Origin of the sequence: Rahnella sikkimica (assembly GCF_002951615.1) — a bacterium.
GTDB classification, from domain to species: domain Bacteria; phylum Pseudomonadota; class Gammaproteobacteria; order Enterobacterales; family Enterobacteriaceae; genus Rahnella; species Rahnella sikkimica.
The window spans coordinates 1,811,283-1,836,906 of sequence record NZ_CP019062.1 but is presented as its reverse complement, the minus strand read 5'-3'; the positions used below and the strand labels follow the sequence as shown (position 1 = coordinate 1,836,906).

21 protein-coding genes are annotated in these 25,624 nt (G+C 55.2%); 10 read left to right on the top strand and 11 right to left on the bottom strand.

The features are described 5' to 3' along the window. The first annotated feature begins 128 nt into the window (after positions 1-128). Together BV494_RS08285 and BV494_RS08280 are read left to right on the top strand one after the other, a co-directional pair. Positions 129-644 carry an RrF2 family transcriptional regulator gene (locus BV494_RS08285; protein WP_104922441.1) on the top strand — a complete coding sequence of 172 codons (516 nt, stop codon included), beginning with the start codon at positions 129-131 and terminating at the stop codon, positions 642-644. 197 nt (positions 645-841) lie between these two features. After that, on the top strand, positions 842-1,495 hold the full coding sequence (locus tag BV494_RS08280) for an FMN-dependent NADH-azoreductase (RefSeq protein ID WP_104922440.1): 654 nt from the start codon (positions 842-844) through the stop codon (positions 1,493-1,495). 70 nt (positions 1,496-1,565) lie between these two features. Here the strand turns inward: BV494_RS08280 and BV494_RS08275 are convergent, their stop codons facing one another. Together BV494_RS08275 and BV494_RS08270 are read right to left on the bottom strand one after the other, a co-directional pair. Then, positions 1,566-1,832, bottom strand: coding sequence for a helix-turn-helix domain-containing protein (locus BV494_RS08275; protein ID WP_104922439.1), 267 nt, complete (start codon positions 1,830-1,832; stop codon positions 1,566-1,568). 422 nt (positions 1,833-2,254) lie between these two features. Next, complete coding sequence (locus BV494_RS08270) at positions 2,255-3,160, bottom strand: LysR family transcriptional regulator (protein ID WP_192938106.1); 906 nt, start codon at positions 3,158-3,160, stop codon at positions 2,255-2,257. Between the two features lie 116 nt (positions 3,161-3,276). On the opposite strand from BV494_RS08270, the gene BV494_RS08265 reads away from it, so the two are divergent. From BV494_RS08265 to ansP, 6 genes are all read left to right on the top strand, one after another. After that, positions 3,277-4,071: an SDR family NAD(P)-dependent oxidoreductase gene (locus BV494_RS08265; RefSeq protein ID WP_104922437.1), complete on the top strand. Its 795-nt coding sequence runs from the start codon at positions 3,277-3,279 to the stop codon at positions 4,069-4,071. 297 nt (positions 4,072-4,368) lie between these two features. After that, positions 4,369-6,246, top strand: a complete 1,878-nt coding sequence (gene bglF, locus BV494_RS08260; protein ID WP_104922436.1) for a PTS beta-glucoside transporter subunit IIABC — start codon at positions 4,369-4,371, stop codon at positions 6,244-6,246. A gap of 22 nt (positions 6,247-6,268) precedes the next feature. Then, the gene (locus BV494_RS08255; RefSeq protein ID WP_104922435.1) at positions 6,269-7,666 is read left to right on the top strand and encodes a glycoside hydrolase family 1 protein; all 1,398 of its coding nucleotides are present in this window, start codon (positions 6,269-6,271) and stop codon (positions 7,664-7,666) included. A gap of 342 nt (positions 7,667-8,008) precedes the next feature. Beyond that, positions 8,009-9,244, top strand: a complete 1,236-nt coding sequence (locus BV494_RS08250) for a carbohydrate porin (RefSeq protein ID WP_439958382.1) — start codon at positions 8,009-8,011, stop codon at positions 9,242-9,244. A gap of 166 nt (positions 9,245-9,410) precedes the next feature. Then, the gene (gene bglG, locus BV494_RS08245; RefSeq protein ID WP_104922434.1) at positions 9,411-10,259 is read left to right on the top strand and encodes a transcriptional antiterminator BglG; all 849 of its coding nucleotides are present in this window, start codon (positions 9,411-9,413) and stop codon (positions 10,257-10,259) included. Between the two features lie 231 nt (positions 10,260-10,490). Next, on the top strand, positions 10,491-11,972 hold the full coding sequence (gene ansP, locus BV494_RS08240; protein WP_104922433.1) for an L-asparagine permease: 1,482 nt from the start codon (positions 10,491-10,493) through the stop codon (positions 11,970-11,972). Between the two features lie 74 nt (positions 11,973-12,046). Here ansP and BV494_RS08235 read toward each other — a convergent pair whose 3' ends face one another. From BV494_RS08235 to BV494_RS08210, 6 genes are all read right to left on the bottom strand, one after another. Beyond that, positions 12,047-12,736 (bottom strand): fumarylacetoacetate hydrolase family protein, encoded by a 690-nt coding sequence (locus BV494_RS08235; RefSeq protein WP_104922432.1) that lies wholly within the window; start codon positions 12,734-12,736, stop codon positions 12,047-12,049. Between the two features lie 227 nt (positions 12,737-12,963). Beyond that, the gene (locus BV494_RS08230) at positions 12,964-14,991 is read right to left on the bottom strand and encodes a CocE/NonD family hydrolase (RefSeq protein WP_104922431.1); all 2,028 of its coding nucleotides are present in this window, start codon (positions 14,989-14,991) and stop codon (positions 12,964-12,966) included. Next, positions 14,988-16,631: an ABC transporter ATP-binding protein gene (locus BV494_RS08225; protein WP_104922430.1), complete on the bottom strand. Its 1,644-nt coding sequence runs from the start codon at positions 16,629-16,631 to the stop codon at positions 14,988-14,990. Before BV494_RS08225 ends, BV494_RS08230 begins: the two co-directional genes overlap by 4 nt. Continuing rightward, the gene (locus BV494_RS08220; RefSeq protein WP_104922429.1) at positions 16,628-17,455 is read right to left on the bottom strand and encodes an ABC transporter permease; all 828 of its coding nucleotides are present in this window, start codon (positions 17,453-17,455) and stop codon (positions 16,628-16,630) included. The genes BV494_RS08225 and BV494_RS08220 overlap by 4 nt, the downstream gene beginning before the upstream one ends. Before the next feature lie 12 nt (positions 17,456-17,467). Continuing rightward, positions 17,468-18,415 carry an ABC transporter permease gene (locus BV494_RS08215; RefSeq protein ID WP_104922428.1) on the bottom strand — a complete coding sequence of 316 codons (948 nt, stop codon included), beginning with the start codon at positions 18,413-18,415 and terminating at the stop codon, positions 17,468-17,470. Next, positions 18,415-19,998, bottom strand: coding sequence for an ABC transporter substrate-binding protein (locus tag BV494_RS08210; protein WP_104922427.1), 1,584 nt, complete (start codon positions 19,996-19,998; stop codon positions 18,415-18,417). Before BV494_RS08210 ends, BV494_RS08215 begins: the two co-directional genes overlap by 1 nt. 217 nt (positions 19,999-20,215) lie before the next feature. On the opposite strand from BV494_RS08210, the gene BV494_RS08205 reads away from it, so the two are divergent. After that, positions 20,216-20,497, top strand: a complete 282-nt coding sequence (locus tag BV494_RS08205) for a CBU_0592 family membrane protein (RefSeq protein WP_104922426.1) — start codon at positions 20,216-20,218, stop codon at positions 20,495-20,497. Positions 20,498-20,642: 145 nt separating this feature from the next. Here BV494_RS08205 and BV494_RS08200 read toward each other — a convergent pair whose 3' ends face one another. Further along, entirely contained in the window at positions 20,643-21,533 is an 891-nt protein-coding gene (locus BV494_RS08200; protein ID WP_104922425.1) for a LysR substrate-binding domain-containing protein, read from the bottom strand. A gap of 24 nt (positions 21,534-21,557) precedes the next feature. Next, positions 21,558-22,976, bottom strand: a complete 1,419-nt coding sequence (locus tag BV494_RS08195; protein ID WP_104922424.1) for an aminotransferase-like domain-containing protein — start codon at positions 22,974-22,976, stop codon at positions 21,558-21,560. A 168-nt stretch (positions 22,977-23,144) separates the two neighbouring features. Here BV494_RS08195 and BV494_RS08190 point away from each other — a divergent pair, with 168 nt between their 5' ends. Continuing rightward, on the top strand, positions 23,145-23,408 hold the full coding sequence (locus BV494_RS08190; protein ID WP_104922423.1) for a DUF1127 domain-containing protein: 264 nt from the start codon (positions 23,145-23,147) through the stop codon (positions 23,406-23,408). 141 nt (positions 23,409-23,549) lie between these two features. On the opposite strand, the gene metG is transcribed toward BV494_RS08190, so the two are convergent. Next, complete coding sequence (metG, locus tag BV494_RS08185) at positions 23,550-25,622, bottom strand: methionine--tRNA ligase (protein WP_226790073.1); 2,073 nt, start codon at positions 25,620-25,622, stop codon at positions 23,550-23,552. Positions 25,623-25,624: the final 2 nt, after the last annotated feature.

The following is a 25,624-nucleotide window of genomic DNA, read 5'->3' as shown; positions in this document are numbered from 1 at the left end:
TTGTGAACGGGATCAAACTGACGGCAGAGGATGTCATCCCGGCAGAATTGAGTGCGGAAGGTGTCAATTCCGGCGCATCTGGTGTTTAATTACGCTCTGAAGAGTCTTAGTTAGGAGTTGAACGTCGCATGTCCCATATCAGCGCGGGTGTCGAATACGCATTGCATTGCCTGTTGTACATCGCCGATCCGCAGGGAAAGGTGACGGAGGCCAGTGTGCGCGATTTGTCAGAACTTCAGGGCGTGCCGTTCGACTACGTCGCGAAATTGTTTACCAAGCTGCATAAAGCCCGGTTGATTATTGCCACCGAAGGCGCTAAAGGTGGGATCCGGCTGGCGAAACCGCCGCATGAAATCACTGTGCTGGATGTGGTGGATGCCGTTGACGGGCGCAAAAAACTGTTCGACTGCAAGGAAATCCGTAACCGGTGTGCGGTATTCGAAGATACTCCACCGTCCTGGGCGAGTGCGGGACTTTGCGCCATTCACTCGCTGATGATTGAGGCCGATAACAGTATGCGTGCCGTACTCGCCGCGCAGACGCTCGCCGGGCTTGCAGGCCAGTTCGGACGTAAAGCGCCGCCGGAATTCGGACAACAGGTGAGCCGCTGGCTGGGCGATCGCGGTTCCCGCCGGATCCTCTGAATTTTCAATCCCTCATATCTCGCTGAAACGGCCAGTGTCCTGAAGATGCTGGCCGTTTTTGCATTTTCGTTTCCAATGTCCCCTGAAATTTATCTGCAAAAGGATCTTGCCATGCCGGTATCAACAGGCGTATTTTTAACTACAACAAATTTAGTCGTAGTTAAAAAGTATTCTGCATACTCGCCATAAGGAAAAGCATGAAAATTTTACACGTCGATGCCAGCTCGAAATTTCACCAGTGGTCAAACTCCCGTGCTTTGGGACGTTATTTTTTCGAGCAGCTTGAGCAGCAGGGAACAGACATTGAGATTGACTATCTGGATGTGACGCAAGAGGTGCAGCCCCACATTTCTGCGGAATTTGTGCAGGCCACATATACGCCTGAAGATCAGCGTACCGACCGTATGCGTGAAGTGCTGGCTGATTCAGATGCGCTGTGCAAACGCGTAATGGAAGCCGATGCGCTGGTGTGCGCGATGCCGATGTACAACTGGACCATTCCGTCGACGTTCAAGACGTTCATCGACAACATTGTTCGCACCAATATCACCTACGATTTGCACGCTGACGGCACCACCCGCGGAAATCTTGGCGACAAAAAAGTGTTGTTTATCACTACGCGTGGCGCGGATCTGGGCGAAGGAAGCCCTTATGCGGCGATGGATTCGATGACGCCGGTGCTGAGAAATGCGTTTCTGTTTATGGGGGTCGAAAACCCCTGGTTTGTTGACGCACAGCCGCTGCAATTTTCTGATGAAGCGGCGCGTGAGGCCGGGCTGGCAAAAGCCCGCAGTGAACTGGATGCAGTCTCCTGCGAATGGGCTGAAAGTGTTGCCGTCACCGCGTCGTGATCAAAGAAAGTCCACCTGCCTGATCATGTTCAAAATGCGGTGAAAGCCAGGCTCTCACCGCTGTCACGGATTAAGCCTCCGCTTTAGGGGGCCGCAACTTTGGAACAACTAACTCCCCATTGGCATTGTAATAACGGCTTGGCCAGATTTCCCACGCCGGGACGCCGATCATTGTCGCAATAATCAACTCACCTTTTGGCCAGCGTCGCGACAGCGTATTGGACAGGGTTGATGCCCCCAGCCCCGAATCACGCGAGAGTGCCGTCAGCGTTGAGCCTTTTTTGCGAATTGCAGCGATAATATCGGCGGGATGCCAGTCTTCACGGGTGTTCTTCATATGCCCTCTCTGCAACAGACGGGAGCATAAATCAACAGTGGGGGAGGAAGTATTGCCTGCCTTGGCTTGTCGTTCATGGTTCATTGTCCAGTAGTTTGATGTTACAGCGACCACCGGAGTTGAGAATCTCACTGGTGGTAGCCCTGACGGGGTTCTCAACACCGGTTCTACTGGATACCGGCCTGACCTAAGTCAGCCCCGCCTGAGCCACCATTGAGATATTGCTTGTTGTTTGTACAGGCAATAGCTATGCGCAGACCCAAACGTGAAATGCAGTTGTACATTTCATGTCGCCAGTAAACATTCAGGTTGAGAATCCTGGTTACGGATTTTGCCGTAACGGGGGAATTATAACGTAACCGCTTACGTGTACCAACACCGCATTAGGAGTGCCTTTAAATTCTAGACGTTAAATGAGCGGATTAGTGGCCAGATGAGGGTAAACGGAAGTGGCCGATCACGGCTTTTAACGCCGCGGGAAGCTGACGATGGCCGGGATAGTAGAGAAAGAAGCCGGGAAACGTCACAGACCCGTCTTCCAGCACGCGGACGAGTCGCCCCTGATCGACAAGTGCATCATGTTCCGGGCTGCAGGCTGTATAGACCAATCCGATCCCGTCGAGGGCGATGCGTGTCATCATTGTTACGCTGTCGACAATCACCGGGCCGCTGACCGGTACCGCGATTTGTTTCCCTTCTTTTTCAAATTCCCAGCGGTAAAGCGAACCGCCGGTGATTTCCCGACGACCAATACAGGCGTGATGTTGTAAGTCGGCAGGCGTTAGCGGTTTTGGATGCCGTGCGAAATACTCAGGCGAGCCGTAAACGGCTGAATGAAAATCAGGGGTCAGCCGAACCGCGCGCATATCCTGCTGCACATCGCCCCGGATGCGCACTCCTGCGTCGAACCCTTCACTGACAATATCCACGAAACCATCGTTAGTCGCCAGCTCCAGACGGATGTCCGGAAAATCCTGATTAAACTGCTTGAGCCGCGGCATGAACACGAGTTCTGCTGCAATGTGCGGCGTGTTAATCCGCACCGTTCCCTGCGGAGTTTCCCTGAAGGTATTCACTTTCTCCACGGCACGGGTAATCGCCGAAAAAGCGGGCGCGATTTCGACCAACAAAGCCATGCCCGCTTCGGTCGGTGAAACCGTTCGCGTGGTGCGGTTCAGCAACCGTACGCCCAGCCGTTCTTCCAGCGCGCGCAAAGAATGGCTGAGGGTGGATGCGGTTAAATTCAGCCGCGCGGCGGCCTTGCGAAAGCTTCTTTCTTCCGCCACCGCGACAAAGGCAGTCAGCTCACCCAATTCGTTCGTCCGCATTTCGTTTCCCATTGATGAATATGACCCAGTAAATCATGCGATATAAGATGGCTTATCCACAACAATTAATCCTCTTATAGTCGTGTTCTGGTCAACACATTTCCTCAGAGGTTTTTATGTCACAGCAATTGCATCTTCAAAATCCGTCCCTTCGTTTGCATAACCGCGTGGCGCTGGTCACCGGCGGAGGCACCGGGATTGGCCGTGCCGCGGCGCTGGCTTTTTCGCGTGACGGCGCAAAAGTGGTGGTCGCCGGGCGTCGTGAAGCTGAGCTTCTGCAAACCGTGTCACTGATTCAGGCGCTGGGCGGTGAGGCGCTGGCGGTGCCCACGGATGTCTCTGACAGCAGCCAGGTCCGGCATCTGATTGCGGAAACGCTGGCTCACTTCGGGCGTCTGGACGCGGCGTTTAATAATGCCGGTGTGGAAGGTTTTGCGCCGGTCAGTGAAATGACGGAAGCCGAATTCGACCGTGTGATCGCGACTAATCTTAAAGGCGTCTGGTTATCAGTGAAATATGAACTGGAAGCGATGGTGGCCGCCGGTCGTGGCGGCGCGATTGTGAGCACGTCTTCATGGCTGGCGCACGGCGCGAGTTTCGGGTCTGCGGCTTATTCCGCCAGCAAGGGCGGCCTGGATGCCATGATCCGCGCCATTGCGCTGGAAACCGGCGCGCATAAAATCCGTATCAACAATGTGAATCCGGGCATTATCGATACGCCGATGGCACGACGAATGGGCGCGAATGAAGAGATGCTCAGGCCGTTTGTTCACCTGACGCCGGCAGGGCGCGTAGGTGAATCAGACGACGTGGGTGACGTTGTCGCGTGGTTGTGCAGCGACGAAGCGCGGTTTGTCACCGGGCAAAATCTGCTGGTGGACGGCGGTTTTACCATCGCCGGCCTGCGCTAGTTCCGATGCTGATGCTCAGGGATGAGCATTCTCCAGCACAAAATCTGAAGCTCATCACAGTTTCAACACCCGGCTGATATTACGACTTGTTTCTGCCCGTGATTCGCCAGAGAATCCGATTCAGAAAGCAGGATTGTTACTGTCTGACAGGCAAAACCTAAACTTCTCGTTTCTTCGCATACCGCGAAGAAACGAGAAGTTTAGGTTTTTTTTTGGCCTGAATTCAGGGGCCGGCCGCCCCTTTGAAATACAACGGCAATGTCGTGCACGACGCCATTACTCTGATGAGATAACACCATGGAATATAAAACATTAGCCGAAGAGATTCTCCGCGGAGTAGGCGGAAAGGAAAACGTAAACAGCGTGGTGCATTGCGCTACCCGTTTACGCTTTAAGCTTAAAAATATCAGCAAAGCCGATGCCGCCGGATTAAAAAAGAACCCTGGCGTCATCATGGTGGTGGAAAGCGGCGGCCAGTTTCAGGTCGTGATCGGCAACCATGTGGGCGCGGTGTACGAAGCGCTGGTACGCGGCAGTGCGCTTTCCGAAAGCAGCGATGACGACGGGCAGGATAAAGGCACTTTGTTTGCCCGCACCATTGACGTCATTTCCGGCATTTTTACGCCGTTTATCGGCATCATGGCCGCCTCGGGGATCCTGAAAGGTTTTCTGGCACTGGCGCTGGCCTGTGGCTGGCTGATCCCGGAAAGCGGCACCTATAAAGTCTGGTTTGCGGCCAGCGATGCCATGTTTTACTTCTTCCCGCTGGTGATTGGTTTTACGGCCGGGAAGAAATTCGGCGGCAACCCGTTTGTCACGATGATGATTGGCGGCGCGATGGTGCATCCGCTGATGACGGCAGCCTTCAATGCGCAGCAGCCCGGCGCACCCTCAGAGCATTTCTTTGGGATCCCGCTGGTGTTTATTAACTACGCTTCATCGGTTATTCCGGTGATCCTTGCCGCATGGGCATCGAGCTGGCTGGAAAAACGTCTGATGAAACTGCTGCCGGGATCCCTGCGCAATTTCATTACGCCGCTGATCTGTCTGATGGTGATTGTGCCGCTGACCTTCCTGCTTATCGGGCCGGTCGCGACCTGGGCCAGCCAGCAACTCGCCAACGGCTATCAGTTTATCTATCACGTCAGCCCGACAATCGCCGGTGCCTTTATGGGCGCGCTGTGGCAGGTTTGCGTCATTTTCGGCCTGCACTGGGGGCTGGTGCCACTGATGATCAACAACTTCAGTATTCTCGGCCACGACACCATGCTGCCGCTGTTATTGCCTGCGGTCATGGGTCAGGTCGGTGCCGTGATCGGCGTAATGTTGCGTGCGAAAGACGCGCGAACCAAAGCGCTGGCAGGATCGGCGGTCAGCGCCGGGATTTTTGGTATCACTGAACCGGCGGTTTACGGGATTAACCTGCCACGCCGCCGTCCGTTTATTTTCGGTTGCGTCGGCGGCGCGCTGGGCGCGGCAATTCTCGGTTATTTCCAGACCACCGCGTATTCCTTTGGCTTCGCCAGCATCTTCACCTTCACGCAGGTGATCCCGCCAACAGGTTTCGACCAGACGGTCACCGCTGCGATTGTCGGTACCGCCGTTGCCCTCATTTTTGCTGCGCTGGCGACCTTCTTTTTCGGCATGAACGACGAAACGGCACAGAGTGAAACGGCCGACGCGACGGTGGCTCCGGCTTCCGTTCAGGCTCCTCGCGGGAAAACGCTGGTGACCAGCCCGATGACCGGTGCCTGCGTGGCGCTCGAAGACGTGAAAGACCCGACGTTTGCCAGTGGTTTACTGGGCAAAGGCGTGGCGATTACTCCGTCAGTGGGACGCGTGGTTTCGCCGGTTAACGGCACCGTGGTGTCCCTGTTTAAAACCCATCACGCCATCGGTATTGAATCGGAAGATGGCGCGGAAATCCTGATCCACGTCGGCATCGATACGGTGAAACTCGATGGCAAATTCTTCACGCCGCACGTAGCCGTGGACGCGGTCGTCAAACAGGGCGATTTGCTGCTGGAGTTTGATATTCAGGGCATTACTGATGCGGGTTACGACCTGACAACGCCGGTGCTGATTACCAACAGCGACGATTATCTCGACGTCATCCCGGCCAATATCGGGCATGACGTCGGCGCAGACGCTTTATTACTTACCCTTTTACGATAACAGTCAGAACCAGGAGGTTCACATGAGCAAGCATTTCCCTAAGGAATTCTTATGGGGCGGCGCAGTGGCAGCCAATCAGGTTGAAGGCGCATACCTGACCGACGGTAAAGGATTGTCCACTTCAGATCTGCAACCGCAGGGCGTTTTCGGCCCGGTGCAGGAGCGCGTGGAAGGCGATTTTGGCATTAAAGATGTGGCGATTGATTTTTACCATCGTTATCCGGAAGACATGAAACTGTTCGCCGAAATGGGCTTCACCGTACTGCGCACGTCCATTGCCTGGACGCGTATCTTCCCGGAAGGCGACGAATTACAGCCCAATGAAGCCGGTCTGGCCTTTTATGACCGCCTGTTTGATGAAATGGCAAAATACGGCATCACACCGCTGGTGACGCTTTCCCATTATGAAATGCCGTACGGTATCGTAAAGAAACACGGCGGCTGGGGCAGCCGGGATACCATCGGATTCTTTGAAAATTACGCCCGTACCGTCTTCACGCGCTATAAAGATAAAGTGAAGCACTGGCTGACGTTCAATGAAATCAACATGTCGCTGCACGCGCCGTTTACCGGCGTCGGATTGCCGGAAGGAAGCAGCAAACAGGCCATTTATCAGGCCATTCACCATCAGCTGGTGGCAAGTGCCAAAGCGGTGAAAGCCTGCCACGAAATTATTCCTGACGGCAAAATCGGCAATATGTTGCTGGGCGGAATGTTGTATCCGCTGACCTGCAAACCGGCCGATATGATGGAAACGCTGCAACAAAACCGGGAATGGTTATTCTTTGGCGACGTTCAGGTACGCGGTGCGTATCCGGCGTATATGAAGCGTTTCTTTAAAGACCGTGGTATGGAAATAAATATTACTGCCGAAGATAAAATCGCGCTGAAAGAAACCGTCGATTTCATATCATTCAGTTATTACATGACCGGTTGTGTGACCACGGATGAAGAACAGAATATTAAAGCGCGCGCCAATATATTAAATATGGTGCCGAATCCACATTTGCAAAGTTCAGAATGGGGCTGGCAGATTGATCCGGAAGGTTTACGTTTCTTAATGAATGAATTATATGACCGTTACCAGAAACCGTTATTTATTGTTGAAAATGGTTTAGGGGCCCGCGATAAAGTTGAAGCGGACGGCAGCATTAATGACGATTACCGCATTCAGTATATCAACGACCATCTGGTGCAGGTGCGCGAAGCCATTGAAGACGGCGTGGAAGTCATGGGCTACACCAGCTGGGGGCCTATCGATCTGGTCAGCGCATCGAAAGCCGAGTTCTCCAAACGCTACGGTTACATTTACGTCGACCGCGACGACCAGGGGAACGGGACGCTGGAACGTCGCCGTAAGAAAAGCTTCTTCTGGTATGCCGATGTGATTAAATCTCACGGCGCGTCGTTAAAAGCCTAAATAAACCGTAATCCGGTGGTCTGATTATTATCAGGCCACTCAAAATCTAACCTATTTATATAATGCGAAATTCCACCCGCAGGACATCCCGCGCCTGTGGGAAGGAATTCGAATAACAATAAAAATAATCAATAATTCGAAGGGAATGTAATGATGGAATTTTCTCAGACTTCTGTATTACCTGCACATAATTATATTAAGAATAAAAAAGAACCCGCGTCCCGTTCTTATCGTCAGTATATTGCGCTGGCCGTTTGTCTGGCAGGCACAAGTCTGCAACCTGCGCTCGCCGCCAGTGACTGGAACGGAACCGTACTCGGTTTTGAAGCGCCCGGCGAAGGGATGCTTGGCGATATGCTGGGGATCCGGCCGATTCTTGAAGACCATGGTTTCCATTATCAGCTTGGCTATCTGAGCGAATCCTCATACAACGCCGGTGGCGGTTACAACCACGACAAAAAACTGGCGTACATCGACCAGTTCTCGCTGACGTTTACGCAGGATCTGGAAATGTACACCGGCATTCCGGATGCCGCGATTGAAGGGAATATTGTTAACCGTAACCATGACGATAATCTGACGTCAGAACGCACGCAGGATCCGCGCGTCGGTTTCAACGATATCGCGCAGGAAAGCTGGGGAGGGCAGTCGATTACGCGTCTGGGCTGGCTGACCTTCGGGCGCAGTTTCGACGACCGCAAACTGCACTGGCGTATCGGCATGATGAACAAGAATCAGGATTTCGATCAGATTATCCCGTGTGATTTCCAACTGCTCAGCCAGTGCGGCGGTAAATCGGCCAACTCGATGACCTGGTACAACTGGAACAAACATTACTGGGGCACCACGTTCCAGTACAAGCTGACGCCAAGCCTGACGCTGAAAACCGGTATCATGGAACAAAATCCGGACGCGTCGGAAAAAAAATACGCCTGGAGCGGTTCACTGAAAGGGGCTCGCGGGATTTTGCTGCCGATGGAAGCGGAGCTGAAAACCAAGGTCAACAGTTTGCCGGGCATTTATAATTTCGGGCTGCTGTACACCAACTCGCCGCAGCAGGATCTTTCGGAGGGGAAAACGCAAAGCGTCGGGGCCAGTGACCCGGACGGTTACCGTTCCCACAGCAGCACCTGGTTTATGTACACCGGTTTCAACCAGCAGGTGACGCAGCGCGGCGATGATCCGAACCGGGGCATGAGCGTGTCGTACAGCCTCGGGCTGGCCGATCAGCGAAGCAACGCGATTCACCTCACGCAGGCTGCATCTATGCGTTATCGCGGGCTGTTTGATGCGCGCCCTGACGACTGGCTCGGCTTTGGCATGACGTACATTAAAATGAGCGATCATTACCGGCAGAATCAGGAAAACCTGAATGCCATTTATCAGGTCGATGATTACGGCAATCCGCTGTATACGCCGCTGTCCGGGCACTCGGTCAACGCCGATTTGTATTATCAGGTCAAAGTGCGCTCATGGCTTATTCTGCAACCGGATTTGCAATACTGGTACCGTCCGGGTGGCGTGAAAGAAACGCAGGATGCGTGGGTGACCGGGCTGAAAGCCATTGTCACGTTCTGAGTGCAGGGCATGTCGGAACGCCGGGATCGTTATCACGCTTTTTCAGTAATGTGCATTGAGTGGCTGATCTAACCTGCTAGAATTATCAGGCAGATACGCAATGCTGCGGCAGACAAAACCTGATCTTCTTCGCTGACGGTCGGGTTTTTCTTTTCAGGGAATCACAATGAAAATCGCCAAAATTTTAAATAATAACGTGGTGGTTGTCGTCAACGATCAGCAGCGGGAACAGGTCGTCATGGGCCGCGGTCTGGCGTTTATGAAAAAAACGGGAGATGAACTTGATGACAGCAAAATCGAGAAAATCTTTGCCTTGCAAAACGACGAACTGGTCGCGCACCTGACGGAGCTGCTCTCGCATATTCCGATGGAAGTGATGACCACCTGCGACCAGATCATCTCGCAGGCAAGAACCCGGCTGGGAAAGTTGCAGGAAAATCTGTATATCGCGCTGACCGATCACTGTAATTTTGCCATTGAACGGCAGAAACAGGGCGTGCCCATCAGCAATGCGTTGTTGTGGGAAACGCGCCGGTTATATCCGAAAGAATATGCGTTAGGCCTGGAAGCGCTGGACATTATCGATGCGCGTCTGGGCGTGCGTCTGCCGGTGGATGAAGCCGGATTTATTGCCCTGCATCTGGTCAATGCGCAGCTGAACGGTGAAATGCCGGAAGTGGCGCGCATTACCCGCGTGATGCAGGAAATCCTCAATCTGGTGAAATACCAGCTGCGTCTTGAATATGACGAAGAGTCGCTGAGCTATCAGCGGTTCGTTACCCACCTGAAATTCTTCGCCCAGCGTATGCTCAACCGTACCGTAGTCGCCGATGACGATATGACGCTGCATGTGGCGGTAAAAGAAAATTACCCGCAGGCCTGGCAGTGCTCAGAAAAAATCGGGGAGTATCTGGCAGCGCAGTATCAGCGCGGGCTGACGACGGAAGAAATCATGTACTTGTCGATCAACATTGAGCGGGTGCGCAAGGAGAGCAAACCGCAAGATCGTGCATAAAAACGTCGTTTCGCGCACAATTCACGCCGCGAATTATGTCTTATCACAATTTTTAAGTACGTTTTTTTTGCCTCGGTTAATGAGAACAGGTAGCATCCTTCGCCGTTATTGCATCAAAAACAGTTCCGGCTAAAAAAACTACAGTGGGTAAACCACGTAAACGTCGTGGCTTGCAATCGTTTGCTTGCAGCCCCGGCGTCAGGTGAAGGTTATTTTGGAGAACAAGTCATAATGAAGTCTCATAAGAAATCGGCAGAGGCAAAACACGCCGCAAAACGGCGCTGGCTGGATTCGCACGAAAGCGGATATCACAAGAGCATGGGCAATCGTCAGGTTCAGATGATTGCTATTGGTGGCTCTATTGGTACCGGTTTATTCCTCGGTGCGGGTGCGCGTTTACAGATGGCAGGCCCGGCGCTGGCTATCGTGTATGCAGTATGTGGTATTTTCTCATTCTTTATTCTGCGTGCACTGGGCGAACTGGTTTTACACCGTCCGACCAGCGGCAGCTTCGTCTCCTATGCCCGTGAATTCCTGGGTGAAAAGGCCTCCTACGTGGCGGGCTGGATGTACTTCCTGAACTGGGCGATGACCGGCATTGTCGATATCACCGCAGTGGCTCTGTACATGCACTACTGGGGAACCTTCGGTGATGTCCCGCAATGGATGTTTGCCCTCGGTGCGCTGGCGATTGTGGCGACCATGAACATGATCGGCGTGAAGTGGTTCGCTGAAATGGAATTCTGGTTTGCGCTGATCAAAGTCGCGGCTATCGCGATCTTCCTGGTGGTCGGCGTGGTGTTCCTCGGCACCGGCAAACAGCTCGACGGCAATACCACCGGTCTGCATCTGATCACGGATAACGGCGGTATCTTCCCGCACGGCCTGTTACCGGCGCTGGTCTTAGTGCAGGGCGTAGTCTTCGCCTTTGCGGCTATCGAACTGGTCGGTACCGCAGCGGGCGAAACGAAAGATCCTGAAAAAGTGCTGCCGAAAGCCATCAACAGCGTGATCTGGCGTATTGCCTTGTTCTACGTCGGCTCCGTGGTGTTGCTGGTTCTGCTGTTGCCGTGGAATGCCTATCAGGCAGGCCAGAGCCCGTTCGTGACCTTCTTCAGCAAACTCGGCGTGCCGTATATCGGTACCATCATGAATATCGTGGTGCTGACCGCCGCGCTGTCGAGCCTGAACTCCGGCCTGTATTCCACCGGTCGTATTCTGCGTTCGTTGTCGATGGGCGGTTCCGCACCGAAATTCATGTCGAAGATGAGCGCACAGCAGGTGCCTTACGCGGGCATTCTGGTGACCGTCGGGATCTACGTAATAGGCGTCATCCTCAACTATTACGTACCTTCACAGGTCTTTGAGATTGTCCTGAATATCGCGTCACTGGGCATCCTCAGCTCATGGGCATTCATTATTGTGTGCCAGATGAAACTGCGTACCGCCATCAAAGAAGGCCGTGCGAAAGACGTCTCCTTCAAAATGCCGTGGGCACCGTTCACGTCGTGGCTGACGCTGGCATTCCTGGCGGGCGTACTGATCCTGATGGCCTTTGATTACCCGAACGGAACCTTCACGGTTTCCACCATTCCGGTGCTGATTATTCTTCTGGTACTGGGCTGGATTGGTTTGCGTAAGCGCGCGGCAGAAGTTCATGCCGAGCAGGCTGCGCACGAAGAAGCGCATCAGGAAAGCGTGGAATCGAAGTAACCTGAGTTATCGCAATAAAAATGGCCTTCCTCTTTGCAGAGTGAAGGCCATTTTGTTTTTAGTGCGCCAGGAAATCAGACGATGGTAAAGCTGAACTCGCTCAGCCCTTCGATCCCGCCGGTGATCACATCACCGCGCACGACCGGGCCGACGCCCGCAGGCGTACCGGTGTAAATCAGGTCGCCGGGCTTAAGCTCAACGGCCTGTGACAGATAACTGATCACATCCGCTACCTGCCAGATCTGATCACTTAAATCGCCGCGCTGACGTTTTTCACCGTTCACATCCAGCCAGATTTTACCGGCAGCAGGATGTCCTGTCTGGCTGACCGGCAGCAGCGGGTTCGCCGGTGCGGAATCATCAAACCCTTTAGCAAAATCCCACGGACGGCCCAGTTTTTTCGCCTGTGCCTGAATATCGCGACGGGTTAAATCCACGCCCACGGAATAGCCCCAGACGTGAGAAAGTGCGTCTTCGGCGGCAATGTTTTTCCCGCCTTTCGCCAGCGCCACCACCAGCTCAACTTCGTAATGCAAATCTTCGGTCAGCGTCGGATACGGCACATTGCCGCTGGCCGGGATCACTGCATCTGCGGGTTTCGCGAAGAAGAATGGCGGCTCGCGGTCAGGGTCATGCCCCATTTCCCGGGCGTGCTCAGAATAGTTACGGCCAACGCAATACACGCGGCGTAAGGGGAAACGCGCACTCTGGCCTTCAACGGCCAGAGAAGGCGTTTTGGGTACGGCAATTACAAATTCGGTCATCGTATTCACTTCACAAAGTTAACGTATTTTCATATTTGCAAAGCGGACACCGGTTGACCAGCAAATTGTTGTTACTGATCAATGTCGGACGGTCAGGATTTGTAACGCGGTGCCGGATGTGACTGGCTGAACACCGGAACCGTGGTGCTGCGGCGCCCACGGTTTTGACCTTGACCTGGAATTGCCAACCCCAACCCCAACCCCAACCCCAACCCCAACCCCAACCGCTACCGCGCAATCCTCTCATGCCAGTACTTCGTAAACTCCTCCTCCCCGTTCAGACTCACCACCATGTCGCCGCTGACGATAAAGTGGGTCAGATCACTGCGCAGCTCGAGTGTAATTTCCGCCTCCACCCACCAGCCTTCACGCCCCATTTTCATGGTTTGCGTCAGCAGATAGCGCGCGGAAAGCGGGTCACTGTTACTGACCGTCAGCTCGCGGCGTAAACCGTGATCGACCGTCGTATCGATATCATCGAAACGGTAAACGCCTTCGCCGAATACGCCGCCGACGCCGTGGGTCACGCTGGTCCAGCTGTCGGTCAGGAAATCATACGTGATGTTGCGGTCAACGCGTCCCGGCGACAGCACGGTTTGCGGCGTCAGCGGGGCGCTTTGCGGTTCGGCGATCGGGCCATCAATCGATACCGGCTGTTCACAAACCGGCAAACTCAGCTGCGCGCTGTGCAGATCGACCGTCAGCGTTGCGGCTTCTGCCATCGGCCAGATCATCGGCCAGAACGTGGTTGCCAGCGAGAGTCGCAGGCGATGCCCTGCGGCAAAGCGGTGAGCGATACCATCCAGCTGTACCGGTACTTTGACTTTTTGCCCCGGTACGAGCGGTACAGATTTATCGTGGCCGTGAAGATGCGCCAGATTCAGCCAGCCGTGCGTGACGCGGTTTACCGCCCCTTCCGGCGAAACGTCGGAAAGGCGCACGTAAAGCATCGCCGCCGGTTTATCACTGCTCAGTTCCACCGTGAATTCCGGGAAACCGAAGATGGACAGCGGTTCGGCCAGCGGTTCGCCGTCAAAGATTTCCGCCATACCGTCGTCGACGCGCTGATCCGGCGGCATTTCACCGGGCACGCCTGCGCCCATCCATTCACCGGCCATCAGCCCGTGATTTTGCGGTGTACAGATATTGATGACGCCCGCGCTGGCGTCCGGCTGAGTATTCAGCTGGCCGCGCGAAAGCCAGTGGGGCATGAAATTAATATTGCTGGCGGTACCGCGATCAAACCCCACCCATTCGCCTTTGCTGACCGGACGCATCGCCGAAGGCGGCTGGCTGTCCTGCAACCAGGTCTGAATCATCGGGCCTTCCATCGCGCCGTTTTGTTCGCCCTTCAGCCAGTGATCCCACCAGCGAACCGCTTCCTGCAGGAAACCAATCGCCGGTTCCGGCGTGCCGTCCTGCGGATAAATATGCGCCCACGGGCCGAGAATGGCGCGGCGCGGAACCTGTAAATTGTCCATCAGGCGGAAAACGGCATTGCTGTACGCATCCGCCCAGCCGCCAATCGCCAGCACCGGGCATTCAATGGCTGACCAGTCTTCACACACCGAACCGTGCTGCCAGTATTCATCGCGCAGCGGATGTTCCATCCACAAGGCCGGGAAGAACGGCATGTCTTCCAGACGGTTCAGCCAGTCGCCATACCAGCTTTCGCCGACCAGCACCGGATCGGCCGGACGGCTCTGGTACGCCAGCATAATGCCGCCCCACCAGAGATTATCGTTAAGCAGGCAGCCGCCCTTGTAGTGGATGTCGTCGCGGTAGCGGTCGTCGGTGGAGCAGACGGTAATAATGGCTTTCAGTGCGGCCGGGCGGCGTGTGGCGACCTGTAATCCGTTAAATCCGCCCCAGGATTTGCCCATCATGCCGACGTTGCCGCTGCACCAGTTTTGCAGGGTGATCCATTCGATGACTTCGAGCGCGTCATCCTGTTCCTGCAACAGATATTCGTCGGCCAGCAATCCGTCAGATTCGCCGCTGCCGCGCATGTCCACGCGCACCACCGCGTAACCGTGACCGGCAAAGAAGCCGTGCATCGGCTCGTCACGCGTACGGGTTCCGTCGCGTTTACGGTACGGGATGTATTCAAGGAGTGCCGGAACCGGCTGGCTGGCGGCGTCGTCCGGCAGCCAGAGGCGGGCGGCGAGGCGTGTGCCATCGCTCAGCGGGATCCACAAATGTTCGGTCACGGTGACGGCGTGAGGGAATTCGGTCACGATGCGTTTGGTGCTCATAAGACTCCTGTCGAAGAAAGGGCTGCCGCAGGAAGCGCGGTGCCGCGCAGGGCGAGAACGTCGTCCAGCCAGCTGGTGCGCATTTCCGGTACGGACGTCAGCAGTTTTTCGGTGTAGCTGTGCATTGGCGCGCTGAATACCACATCGGTATCGCCGCTGGCGACAACCTGGCCCTGATACATCACTGCGACCTGATGGGCGATGCGTTTCACGGTGCCCAGGTCGTGGGTGATGAACAGGTATGACAGCCCGAGCTGTTCCTGTAAACGGCGCAGTAAATTCAGGACTTCTTCCGCCACCAGCGGATCGAGCGCGGAGGTGGCTTCGTCACAGATAATCAGTTCCGGCTGTGCGGCCAGCGCGCGGGCGATACAGACGCGCTGTTTCTGCCCGCCGGAGAGTTCGCCGGGACGGCGGTCGACCAGTTTCACCGGCAGCTCGGTCAGGCGCAGCAACTCTTCCACGCGCTCGCGAACCTGCTTTTTGTTCATCCCGAAATAGAAACTCAGCGGGCGGCCAATGATATCCAGCAGCGTCTGGCGCGGATTGAGCGCCACGTCGGGAAGCTGATAAATCATCTGCATCCGGCGCAGGGTTTCTTTGTTGCGCTGCTGGTAGTTGTGCGAAAGCGCCATGCCGTCGAAATTCACCGAGCCTTCGGTGTCCGGTAACAGGCCCACCAGCGCCCGCGCCAGCGTACTTTTCCCGCTGCCGGATTCGCCGATAATCGCCAGCGTTTTGCCGCGGGGCAGTTGCAGGCTGACATCATGCACCACGCGCTTGCCGTTATAACCGGTGCTGAGTTTCTTCATGGTCAGCAGCGGCTGACCGGAAGATTCATGGCCGCCCGTCAGCGGCGTCAGCGCGTGTTCACGCTCCGCGACCAGCCTGCGGGTGTAATCCTGCTGCGGATTTTCCAGAATGGTTTGCGTGCTGCCGGTTTCCACTTCCTTGCCGTGACGCAGCACCATAATGCGGTCGGCGAGCTGCGCGACAACGGCCAGATCGTGCGTGATGTACAGCGCGGCGGTGTTGAACTCACGCACCAGTTTGCGCAGCATCACCAGCACTTCAATTTGCGTGGTGACGTCCAGTGCCGTGGTCGGTTCGTCCATGATCAGCAAATCCGGTTTACAGGACATCGCCATCGCGGCCATTGCGCGCTGAAGCTGTCCGCCGGAAAGCTGATGCGGGTAACGCTTGCCGATGTTTTCCGGGTCCGGCAGATCCAGTGAGCGGAACAGCGAAATCGCCCACTGGCGGCTCTCTTCTTTGTTCATCAGACCGTGGCGGATCGGGCCTTCACAAACCTGCTTTTCGATGGTCAGCGCCGGGTTAAACGAGGCCGCGGCGCTTTGCGCGACATAGGCCACGCGCTTGCCGCGCCATTCGCGTTTAACGCGCGAAGGCTGTGAAACGATGTCGGTGCCGTCGAGGATCACTTCGCCGCCTGCAATCCGGCAGCCCTGACGCGCATAGCCCAGCGCCGCCAGCCCGATGGTGGATTTCCCCGCGCCGGATTCGCCAATCAGCCCGAGCACTTCGCCCGCCGCAAGCTTCAGGGAAATGTCCTGAACCAGCGGAGAACCGTCGAGGGTTTCGATGCGCAGGCCGCGCATTTCTAAAATTGTCCGGGTCATGCTTCATCTCCATGCGGCAGGCTGTTACGTGCCAGCAGCCAGTCAACCACCAGATTGACGCCAATGGTCAGCAGTGCAATCGCCGCCGCCGGATACAGGGGCGCAAACTGGCCGAAGTTAATCGCCTGTGCATTGTCACGCACCATGCTTCCCCAGTCCGCGTACGGCGGCTGAATGCCTAAACCTAAGAAACTCAGGCCCGCGATAAACAGGAACGTGAAGCAAAAACGCATACCGAATTCGGCGAGCAACGGCGGCAGGGCGTTCGGCAGAATTTCCCTGAACAGCACCCAGCGCAGGCCTTCACCGCGCAACCGCGCTGCTTCGACATATTCCTGACAGACAATCGCCTGCGCCACCAGCCGCGCCAGACGGAACACGCGGGTGGCGTCGAGCAGGGCGATGGTCAGCACCAGAACCGGAATCGACGTGCCCATCACGGACAATACGATCAGCGCGAAAATCAGTACCGGAATCGACATCACGGTATCGACGATGCGCGACAGCACGGTATCTACCCATCTGCCGTAAATCGCGGCGGTGAAACCGGTGACGATGCCGATGATAAACGAGCAGAAAGTGATGGTCAGGGCGATGGCAATCGTCGTGCGCGCGCCAAATAAAATGCGCGAAAGCATGTCGCGCCCGAGGCTGTCGGTGCCAAACGGCGTGGCGGCAGACGGCAGCAGCCAGATATCGCCGACCTGTTCGGTTTCGCTGTGCGGCGCAAGCCACGGCGCGAAAATGGCGGCGAAGAGATTCACCGCAATAATCACAATGCCAATCCAGGCCGACAGCGGGATGTTAATGAAATACCGGTTCATGCTGTCCCTCTTTTAGCGCGCATGGCGCAGGCGTGGATTACACCAGATCGCCAGTAAATCGGCGGTGGTATTAAGAAAAATGTAGGTGCCGCCAAACAGCAGACCGCAGGCCTGAACCACCGGCAGGTCGCGCTTGGTGACGGCATCTACCATGTACTGGCCGATGCCCGGATAGACGAACACCACTTCCACCAGAATGACGCCGACCACCAGATACGCCAGATTGAATGCCACGACGTTGATGATCGGCGCGAGGGCGTTGGGCAGCGCGTGCGAGACCACAATACGCCAGCGCGGAATGCCTTTGAGCACCGCGCTTTCGATGTACGGGCTGGACATTACTGCCGTCACCGACGCGCGCGTCATGCGCAACATATGCGCCAGCACCACCAGCGTCAGCGTGAGCATCGGCAGGGTGCAGACGTAAAGCCGGTCGAGGAACGAGGACGAACTGTCGACCATCGCCAGACTCGGGAACCACGTCAGACGGATAGCAAAGGCGATCACCAGAATGTAGCCGACGAAAAACTCCGGCACGGAAATGCTGATGAGCGTGAGGGTATTCGCCAGCCGGTCAAACACCGAACCGCGCCAGATGGCGGACGCAATCCCTAAACCGACCGCCAGCGGAATGGCGATCACGGCGGCGTATCCGGCCAGAAACAGCGTATTCGCCAGACGCGGCAACAACTCGTCGCTGATTGCGCGGCCATTGGCCAGCGAATGCCCGAGATCCCCGTGCAAAATACCCGCCAGCCAGTGCAGATAACGCAGCACCGACGGTTCATCCAGCCCCAGTTGCAGCCGCAGCGCCGCCACGGTTTCCGGCGTTGCGCTTTGCCCTAAAATCGCGGTCGCGACGTCACCCGGCAGCATTTCTGTGCCGATAAAAATCAGCACAGAGACCAGCCACAGCGTGATAATGCCCAACAGGACCCGCTGTATAATCCGTTTTTTCATCATGCCTCCAGCCAGACGCGCTCGGCCAGACGACCACCCATGAAGTTGAACATCGGATGCGGTTTGATCCCGCCGACTTTTTTGCTGGCCGCATCGAGATAATCGCCAAACAACGGGATCATCGCGCCCCCGTTATCGCGCACGATGCTTTGCAGCTCCCCGTAAATTTCCGCGCGTTTGCTTTCATCGAGCAGCGAACGCGCCTGAAGCAGCAGGGCGTCGAACTTTTCATCTTTCCAGTGCGTGTCGTTCCATTTGGCGGTGGACTGATACGCGGTAGAAAACATCTGGTCAGCCGTCGGGCGTCCGCCCCAGTAACCCATGCTGAACGGCGCTTTCATCCACACGTCGTCCCAATAGCTGTCGGCAGGCTGACGCTTGATGTTGACCTGAATGCCGCCTTTCTGCGCCTGGCCCTGGAACAATGCGGCGGCGTCGAGTGCACCGGCGAAGGCGGCGTCAGACGAAGACAGCTCGACTTTCAGATCCGTTAATCCGGCTTTTTTCAGGTAGAACTTTGATTTGTCCGGATCGTAAACGCGCTGCTCAAGACTGTGGTTGAAGAAGCGGTCGGTTTTCGGGATCGGATGATCGTTGCCCAGCGAGCCGTAACCGCGCAGCACGGTATCAAGAATTTTCTGGCGGTCGATGCCGTGTTTAATTGCCATACGCACGTCGTTGCTGTTGTACGGCGCGACGCTGCAATCCATCAGGAACGTAAAGTGCTGGCCGCCGGAAGAACGGATGATGTTCAGTGACGGGCTGCGTTTGAGGAAATCGACGGTTTTGAAATCGACGCGGTTAATGGCGTGAACCTGACCGGAAATCAGGGCGTTGGTGCGTGCGGTCGGATCGTTGATCACCAGCACTTCTACGGCGTCAACAAAGGCGCGATCCGGCTTCCAGTAATTCGGGTTACGTTTGAACAGCGAGCGCACGCCCGGTTCGTACTGATCGAAGATAAAACCGCCGGTGCCAATCGGGTGCGACCAGTCGGTGAAGCCTGCGGGCACGACCACCAGATGGTAATCCGCCAGCAGGTACGGCAGGTCGGCGTTGCCGCCGTCGAGCGTAATCAGGATCTGGTTGTCGCCCTGTTTGGTCAGGCCGGTAATCGGTGCCAGCTGCGTTTTGATGGCGCTTTTGGATTTGTCGCCGCGGTGCAGGTTGATGGAATAGAGGATGTCGTCGGCGTCCAGCTTTTTGCCGTTGTGGAAGGTGACGCCATCACGGACGGTAAACACCCATTCGGCCGCGCCCGGTTTGGCTTCCCACGCAGAGAACAGTTCCGGCGTGGCTTTGTTATTTTCATCAATTTCAATCAGGCCGTTCATCAGCATATACGCCTGGTTGAGCGGCACCCAGTCGCTGAATAACGTCGGGTCGAGCGTATCACTGGTATTTCCGCCTGACATACCCAGTTTTAATATGCCGCCTTTTTTTGGCTCAGCGGCGGAAACAGAGAAAGGGGAGAAGCCCATGGCACTGGTAATACCCACAGCGGAAGCGCTGGTAATAAAGCCGCGACGGCTAAGTTGTGCATCCTGCATTAATTTCGTCAAAGGGGAATTATTATCTTTCATTTATTTTCTCCATAGTACGTGCTGGAATTTTATAGGTGCAGGCGAAATACTCTGGTGTTTCAAAGAGGCGAAATGGATTGCCCTGATGATTTATATCAAAACCCCCTGCGGAACTTGCATGAGAATTTATCATGAGGGTATGCGAAAAATGCGCGGCAGAACACCCTGAAAAGCTTTATTTTTCTGAGCTATCAATATCTGGAAAGGGAAGTGACCGGTGGAACTGCATACGGTGATCGGCTTAATTGGTGTGTTTTGCTACCTTCTGGCTTATGCGCTGGTTCAGATGCGCAGGCTAGCGGTTGATGCTAACAGTTACGCCTATCTTAATATAATCGGCGGTGTATTTGGTCTGTATTCCTTAAGCCATGATTTTAACCTTGCATCCTGTATTTCTCAGTCATGCTGGTTGCTGTTTACATTAATCGGTATGAATTCAGCGAGAAAGCGCAGGATTCTGGAGAGAAATAAAATTCCACCGGCAGATGTCAATTCATAATATTTTATTATGACGTCAGATTATTATTATTTTTAATACCCTCCCCTGCGAAGGGGGTGGTTGGGAGGGGGTTTAGCAAGCCACTGAGCCGCTAAAACCAACACCCCATCCCGTCCTTCCCCTCGTGAGAGGGGAAGGGGCAAGACTACGGCTGTTTCAGCCAGTTAATGACTTTGTGTACGATGGGTTTCAGGTATTTGTCCTGCGGCGTCAGCATGTAACATTTTCCGGCAGCCGCCAGTTTTCCGGGGTGCGCGGCGACCAGTTGTCCGCTGTTGATGTAATCCTGCACCAGACCTTCCCAGCCCAGAAGAATGCCATCGCCCAGCACCGCCGACTGCACCAGAAACGGGTAGTTGTTGGCACGCCATGTCCGGCGCGGCGTGACGAACGTGACTTCCTGCGAGGCAAACCAGTCGCGCCAGCCGGTCCATTCCCGCTGTGGATCGTCCTGAATTAACAGGGTTTGTTCGAGCAAATCCGCCGCGCTGGCACCGGGCCGCAGGCGGCTGAAAAATTCCGGCGAGCACATCGGGTAACAGATTTCATCAAACAGCGCCTGAACGTGATAGCCGGTGGGTGGCTCACGAAGATAGAAAATAGCCAGATCAAATTCTGATGACTTCAGCTCAGAAAAACTGTCGGAAATTTTCATCTGGATTTGCAGATCCGGCATCAGCTGGCGCAACGACGACAGGCGAGATGACAGCCACAGGCCGCTCATGGCGCTGGTACAGGCCAGCGTCACCTGCGGCAAACCGTTCCAGCCCATGACTTCCGCCGTCGACAGTGAGATATCGCCCAGCAGTTTGCGCACCTGGTGCGCGTAAGTTTCGCCGCGTGGCGTGAGCGTGGTTTTTCGCTGAGCCCGCTGGAAAAGTTTGCAGCCGAGCATTTCTTCAAGCTGAATAATCTGGCGGCTGATGGCGCTTTGCGTGAGGTTCAGCTCCTCCGCTGCCCTGGAAAAACTGCAATAACGCGCCACACATTCGAAGGCCACCAGGGTGTTGAGCGGCGGTAACGGTTCTATCTGCACAGTGAAGAGTTCTCCGGGACGTGTTTAGCAGCTTTCCAGCATGAATGAAACCATCTGCCCGACCTGCTGGACGGCGCGTTCAGTTTTGGCCGCCAGAGGCTGAGCATAGTTAATGCGCAGGCAGTTGCGGTATTTCCCTGAGGCTGAAAATATCGACCCGATCGCAATTTGCACAAAATGTTCTTCCAGCAGCCGGTTCAGGCGCTGCGTATCTACGCGTTCGTCCAGTTCAATCCACAGCAGAAATCCGCCCTGAGGACGGCTGACCCGCGTGCCGCACGGGAAATATTTCATCACCCAGTCGGTCATGGTGCACAAATTGCGCTGGTACTGATTACGCATTCTGCGCATGTGCTGAAGGTAGTGTCCCTGTTTGATGAAGTCCGCGATGGCAATTTGTGGCAGCGTGGCCGAAGCGCCGGTGGTGATGTATTTCATGTGCAGCGCGCGGTCGTGATAACGGCCCGGCGCAATCCAGCCGACGCGCAAACCGGGTGCCAGCGTTTTGGAAAACGAGCTGCAAAGTAACACGCGCCCGTCGTCGTCGAATGAGGTAATGGTCGCCGGACGCGGATACTGATAGGCCAGTTCGCCGTAAACATCGTCTTCAATAATGGCAATATCGTAACGCTGGGCCAGCCTCAGCAGCGATTTCTTGCGGTCATCCGGCATGTTGTAGCCGAGCGGATTATTGCAGTTGGGCGTGAGCTGGATGGCTTTGATGGGCCACTGTTCCAGCGCCATTTCCAGCGCTTCCAGGCTGATACCGGTGACCGGATCGGTCGGAATTTCCAGCGCTTTCATGCCAAAGCCCTTCAGGGTTTGCATCGCGCCGTGAAAACTCGGCGAATCCACCGCCACAATGTCGCCGTGTTCGCAGACGGAACGGATGGCGATAGACAACGCTTCGTGGCAGCCGGTGGTGATCAATATGTTGCTGGCATCCATATGGCTGCCGCTGTCGATCATCAGGCGCGCAATCTGTTCGCGCAGATCTTCGGAGCCGTAAATGCTGTCGTAATGAAAGGCGTTGAGGTTCTGATGCTGCCCGGCGCGCCCCATCAGGCGGCTGAGCGGTTTGAGCGTGGCGGCGGTGACGTCCGGTGAGCCGCGCCCCAGCTGAACAAAACCGGGAAGGTGCGGCGAGGTGATCAGCTCCAGAACCTGATCCCACTGGGAAATTTCCACCGGACGCTGCGTCGGGCGGCACCCGCTCGGCAGCGCTGCCTGCAAGCGGGCTTCTTTGACGAAGTAACCGGATTTTGGCCGCGCTTCCACCAGTTGTTTTTCTTCCAGTACGCGGTACGCCTGCTGAACGGTGCTGACGCTGACGCCGTGCTCACTGCTTAAGACGCGCACCGAGGGCAGGCGGATCCCCGCCGGATACAGCCCCTGTTCAATGCGGTCGCTCAGGACATTCGCCAGATTTTCGTAACGGTTCATTTTCATTTCCTCAACGCCTGCGCAAAAAGAGCAGTACAGATGCGTCTAATCTAACGCTGAATCTGTCATTGGATCCAGATCTGTATGGTTGAAATACAAAAAAACTGAATCTGTAATGTTTTTGCTGAATGTTAGATCCTGATCACAGGTCGTTAACAGGAGCAGATAATGAAAAATACCATTGAAGAACGGCAGTTTGCCGCGTGTGAGTCAGTTAGTTGTGCCGATATTGTTGAACCGGTACAGATGCCGGTTAAGCAGGGCGGATGGCTAAAACAGGCATTGAGTATCCTACACAGCTGGAATGAGCGCCGCGTCAGCCGCAAACTTCTGCATGCGTTAAGTGCGGATCAACTGAAAGATATCGGGCTGGCGAGAGAGGATATTGACAGAGATTATCCGCGAGGCGTCTGGCCGAACTGGCCGAAATAATTCCCCCTCACATTTTGGGCGTCCTGTGCGTTTTACGCTGCCCTGTAACTCGTGTGAAAGGGCATTTTAAGCGAGAGCGGATCTGAAAAACAAAAAAAAGCCCGATGATTTCATCGGGCTTTGATCGTTGTTGCGAAGGGCTTATTTCACCTGCATGCCAGGTTGTGCACCGGAATCCGGGCTGAGCAGGAAGATGTCTTTCCCGCCAGGGCCTGCGGCCATTACCATGCCTTCGGAAATGCCAAAGCGCATTTTACGCGGTGCAAGGTTCGCTACCATGATGGTGAGACGGCCTTCCAGCGCTTTCGGATCCGGATACGCGGAGCGGATACCGGAGAAAATCTGACGGGTTTCGCCGCCCAGATCCAGTTGCAGACGCAGCAGTTTGTCGGAACCTTCCACGAAATCAGCGCTTTTGATCAGCGCGATACGCATGTCGACTTTGGCGAAATCATCAAACGTGATGGTTTCCTGAATCGGATCATCCGCCAGCGGACCGGTTGCCGGGGCTTTCGCCGCCGCAATGTCTTCTTTCGATGCGTCAACCATCGCCGTCACTTTATCCAGTTCGATACGGTTAAACAGCGCCTTGAACGGATTCACCTGATGAGACAGCAGCGGTTGTGCAATCGCATCCCACTCAAGTGTGGTGTTCAGGAACGCTTCGGTACGTTCAGACAGTGAAGGCAGAACCGGTTTCAGGTACGTCATCAGAACGCGGAACAGGTTGATGCCCATTGAGCAAATCGCCTGCAGGTCAGCGTCGCGGCCTTCCTGTTTTGCCACAACCCACGGTGCCTGTTCGTCAACATAGCGGTTCGCCAGGTCAGCCAGCGCCATGATTTCACGTATTGCACGGCCGGATTCGCGGCTTTCGTACGCCTGGGCAATGCTTTCAGCGGCATCAGTGAAGGTTTTGTACAGCGCCTCGTCGGCCAGTTTATCCGCCAGATTGCCGTCAAAACGCTTGGCGATGAAACCGGCGTTACGTGAAGCCAGGTTAACCACTTTGTTCACGATATCTGCGTTCACGCGCTGCACGAAATCTTCCAGATTCAGGTCGATATCGTCGATACGGGAAGACAGTTTCGCGGTGTAGTAATAACGCAGGCAGTCCGCATCCAGATGGTTCAGATAGGTGCTGGCCTTGATAAAGGTGCCGCGTGATTTGGACATCTTCGCGCCGTTCACCGTGACATAACCGTGAACAAACAGGTTGGTGGGTTTGCGGAAGTTGCTGCCTTCCAGCATTGCCGGCCAGAACAGGCTGTGGAAATAGACGATGTCTTTACCGATGAAGTGATACAGCTCGGTGGTGGAATCTTTTTTCCAAAACTCGTCGAAGTTCAGATCGCTGCGGCGGTCACACAGGTTTTTGAAAGAACCCATGTAGCCGATTGGCGCGTCCAGCCAGACGTAGAAGTATTTACCCGGCGCATCCGGAATTTCGAAACCGAAATAAGGCGCATCGCGTGAGATATCCCACTGTTGAAGACCGGATTCAAACCATTCCTGCATTTTGTTCGCGACCTGCTCCTGCAACGCACCAGAACGGGTCCACGCCTGTAACATCGCGCTGAATTCCGGCAGGTCGAAGAAGTAGTGCTCGGAATCACGCAGCACCGGCGTCGCGCCGGAAACCACAGATTGCGGTTCGATCAGTTCGGTCGGGCTGTAAGTCGCGCCACACACTTCGCAGTTATCGCCGTACTGGTCTGGCGATTTACATTTCGGGCAGGTGCCTTTGACGAAACGGTCAGGCAGGAACATGCCTTTCTCCGGATCGTAGAGCTGAGAAATAGTGCGGTTCTTGATGAAACCGTTTTCTTTCAGACGGCCATAAATCAGCTCAGACAGCTCGCGGTTTTCGTCGCTGTGCGTGGAGTGATAGTTGTCGTAGCTGATGCCGAAGCCGGCGAAATCTTTCTGATGCTCCTGGCTCATTTCGGCAATCATCTCTTCCGGCTTGATACCGAGCTGCTGTGCTTTCAGCATGATCGGTGTGCCGTGCGCATCGTCCGCACAGATGAAGTGCACTTCATTGCCACGCATTCGCTGGAAACGAACCCAGACGTCAGCCTGGATGTGCTCGAGCATGTGACCAAGGTGGATGGATCCGTTGGCGTACGGAAGTGCACAGGTTACCAAAATTTTTTTCGCGACGTGAGCCATAGTAAGAGCTTGCTTTCTGTAGTTGAAATCAGGGGTATTGATGT

Bases quoted from the DNA above. Each gene is read 5' to 3' on its own strand.
- BV494_RS08250 (WP_439958382.1), top strand. From the start codon at position 8,009: ATGCTTGGCGATATGCTGGGGATCCGGCCGATTCTTGAAGACCATGGT.
- BV494_RS08215 (WP_104922428.1), bottom strand. From the start codon at position 18,415: ATGAAAAAACGGATTATACAGCGGGTCCTGTTGGGCATTATCACGCTG.
- BV494_RS08210 (WP_104922427.1), bottom strand. From the start codon at position 19,998: ATGAAAGATAATAATTCCCCTTTGACGAAATTAATGCAGGATGCACAA.
- BV494_RS08225 (WP_104922430.1), bottom strand. From the start codon at position 16,631: ATGACCCGGACAATTTTAGAAATGCGCGGCCTGCGCATCGAAACCCTC.
- BV494_RS08275 (WP_104922439.1), bottom strand. From the start codon at position 1,832: ATGAAGAACACCCGTGAAGACTGGCATCCCGCCGATATTATCGCTGCA.
- BV494_RS08195 (WP_104922424.1), bottom strand. From the start codon at position 22,976: ATGAACCGTTACGAAAATCTGGCGAATGTCCTGAGCGACCGCATTGAA.
- BV494_RS08285 (WP_104922441.1), top strand. From the start codon at position 129: ATGTCCCATATCAGCGCGGGTGTCGAATACGCATTGCATTGCCTGTTG.
- bglF (WP_104922436.1), top strand. From the start codon at position 4,369: ATGGAATATAAAACATTAGCCGAAGAGATTCTCCGCGGAGTAGGCGGA.
- bglG (WP_104922434.1), top strand. From the start codon at position 9,411: ATGAAAATCGCCAAAATTTTAAATAATAACGTGGTGGTTGTCGTCAAC.
- BV494_RS08230 (WP_104922431.1), bottom strand. From the start codon at position 14,991: ATGAGCACCAAACGCATCGTGACCGAATTCCCTCACGCCGTCACCGTG.
- BV494_RS08270 (WP_192938106.1), bottom strand. From the start codon at position 3,160: ATGCGGACGAACGAATTGGGTGAGCTGACTGCCTTTGTCGCGGTGGCG.
- BV494_RS08235 (WP_104922432.1), bottom strand. From the start codon at position 12,736: ATGACCGAATTTGTAATTGCCGTACCCAAAACGCCTTCTCTGGCCGTT.
- BV494_RS08265 (WP_104922437.1), top strand. From the start codon at position 3,277: ATGTCACAGCAATTGCATCTTCAAAATCCGTCCCTTCGTTTGCATAAC.
- BV494_RS08255 (WP_104922435.1), top strand. From the start codon at position 6,269: ATGAGCAAGCATTTCCCTAAGGAATTCTTATGGGGCGGCGCAGTGGCA.
- ansP (WP_104922433.1), top strand. From the start codon at position 10,491: ATGAAGTCTCATAAGAAATCGGCAGAGGCAAAACACGCCGCAAAACGG.
- BV494_RS08190 (WP_104922423.1), top strand. From the start codon at position 23,145: ATGAAAAATACCATTGAAGAACGGCAGTTTGCCGCGTGTGAGTCAGTT.
- BV494_RS08220 (WP_104922429.1), bottom strand. From the start codon at position 17,455: ATGAACCGGTATTTCATTAACATCCCGCTGTCGGCCTGGATTGGCATT.
- BV494_RS08280 (WP_104922440.1), top strand. From the start codon at position 842: ATGAAAATTTTACACGTCGATGCCAGCTCGAAATTTCACCAGTGGTCA.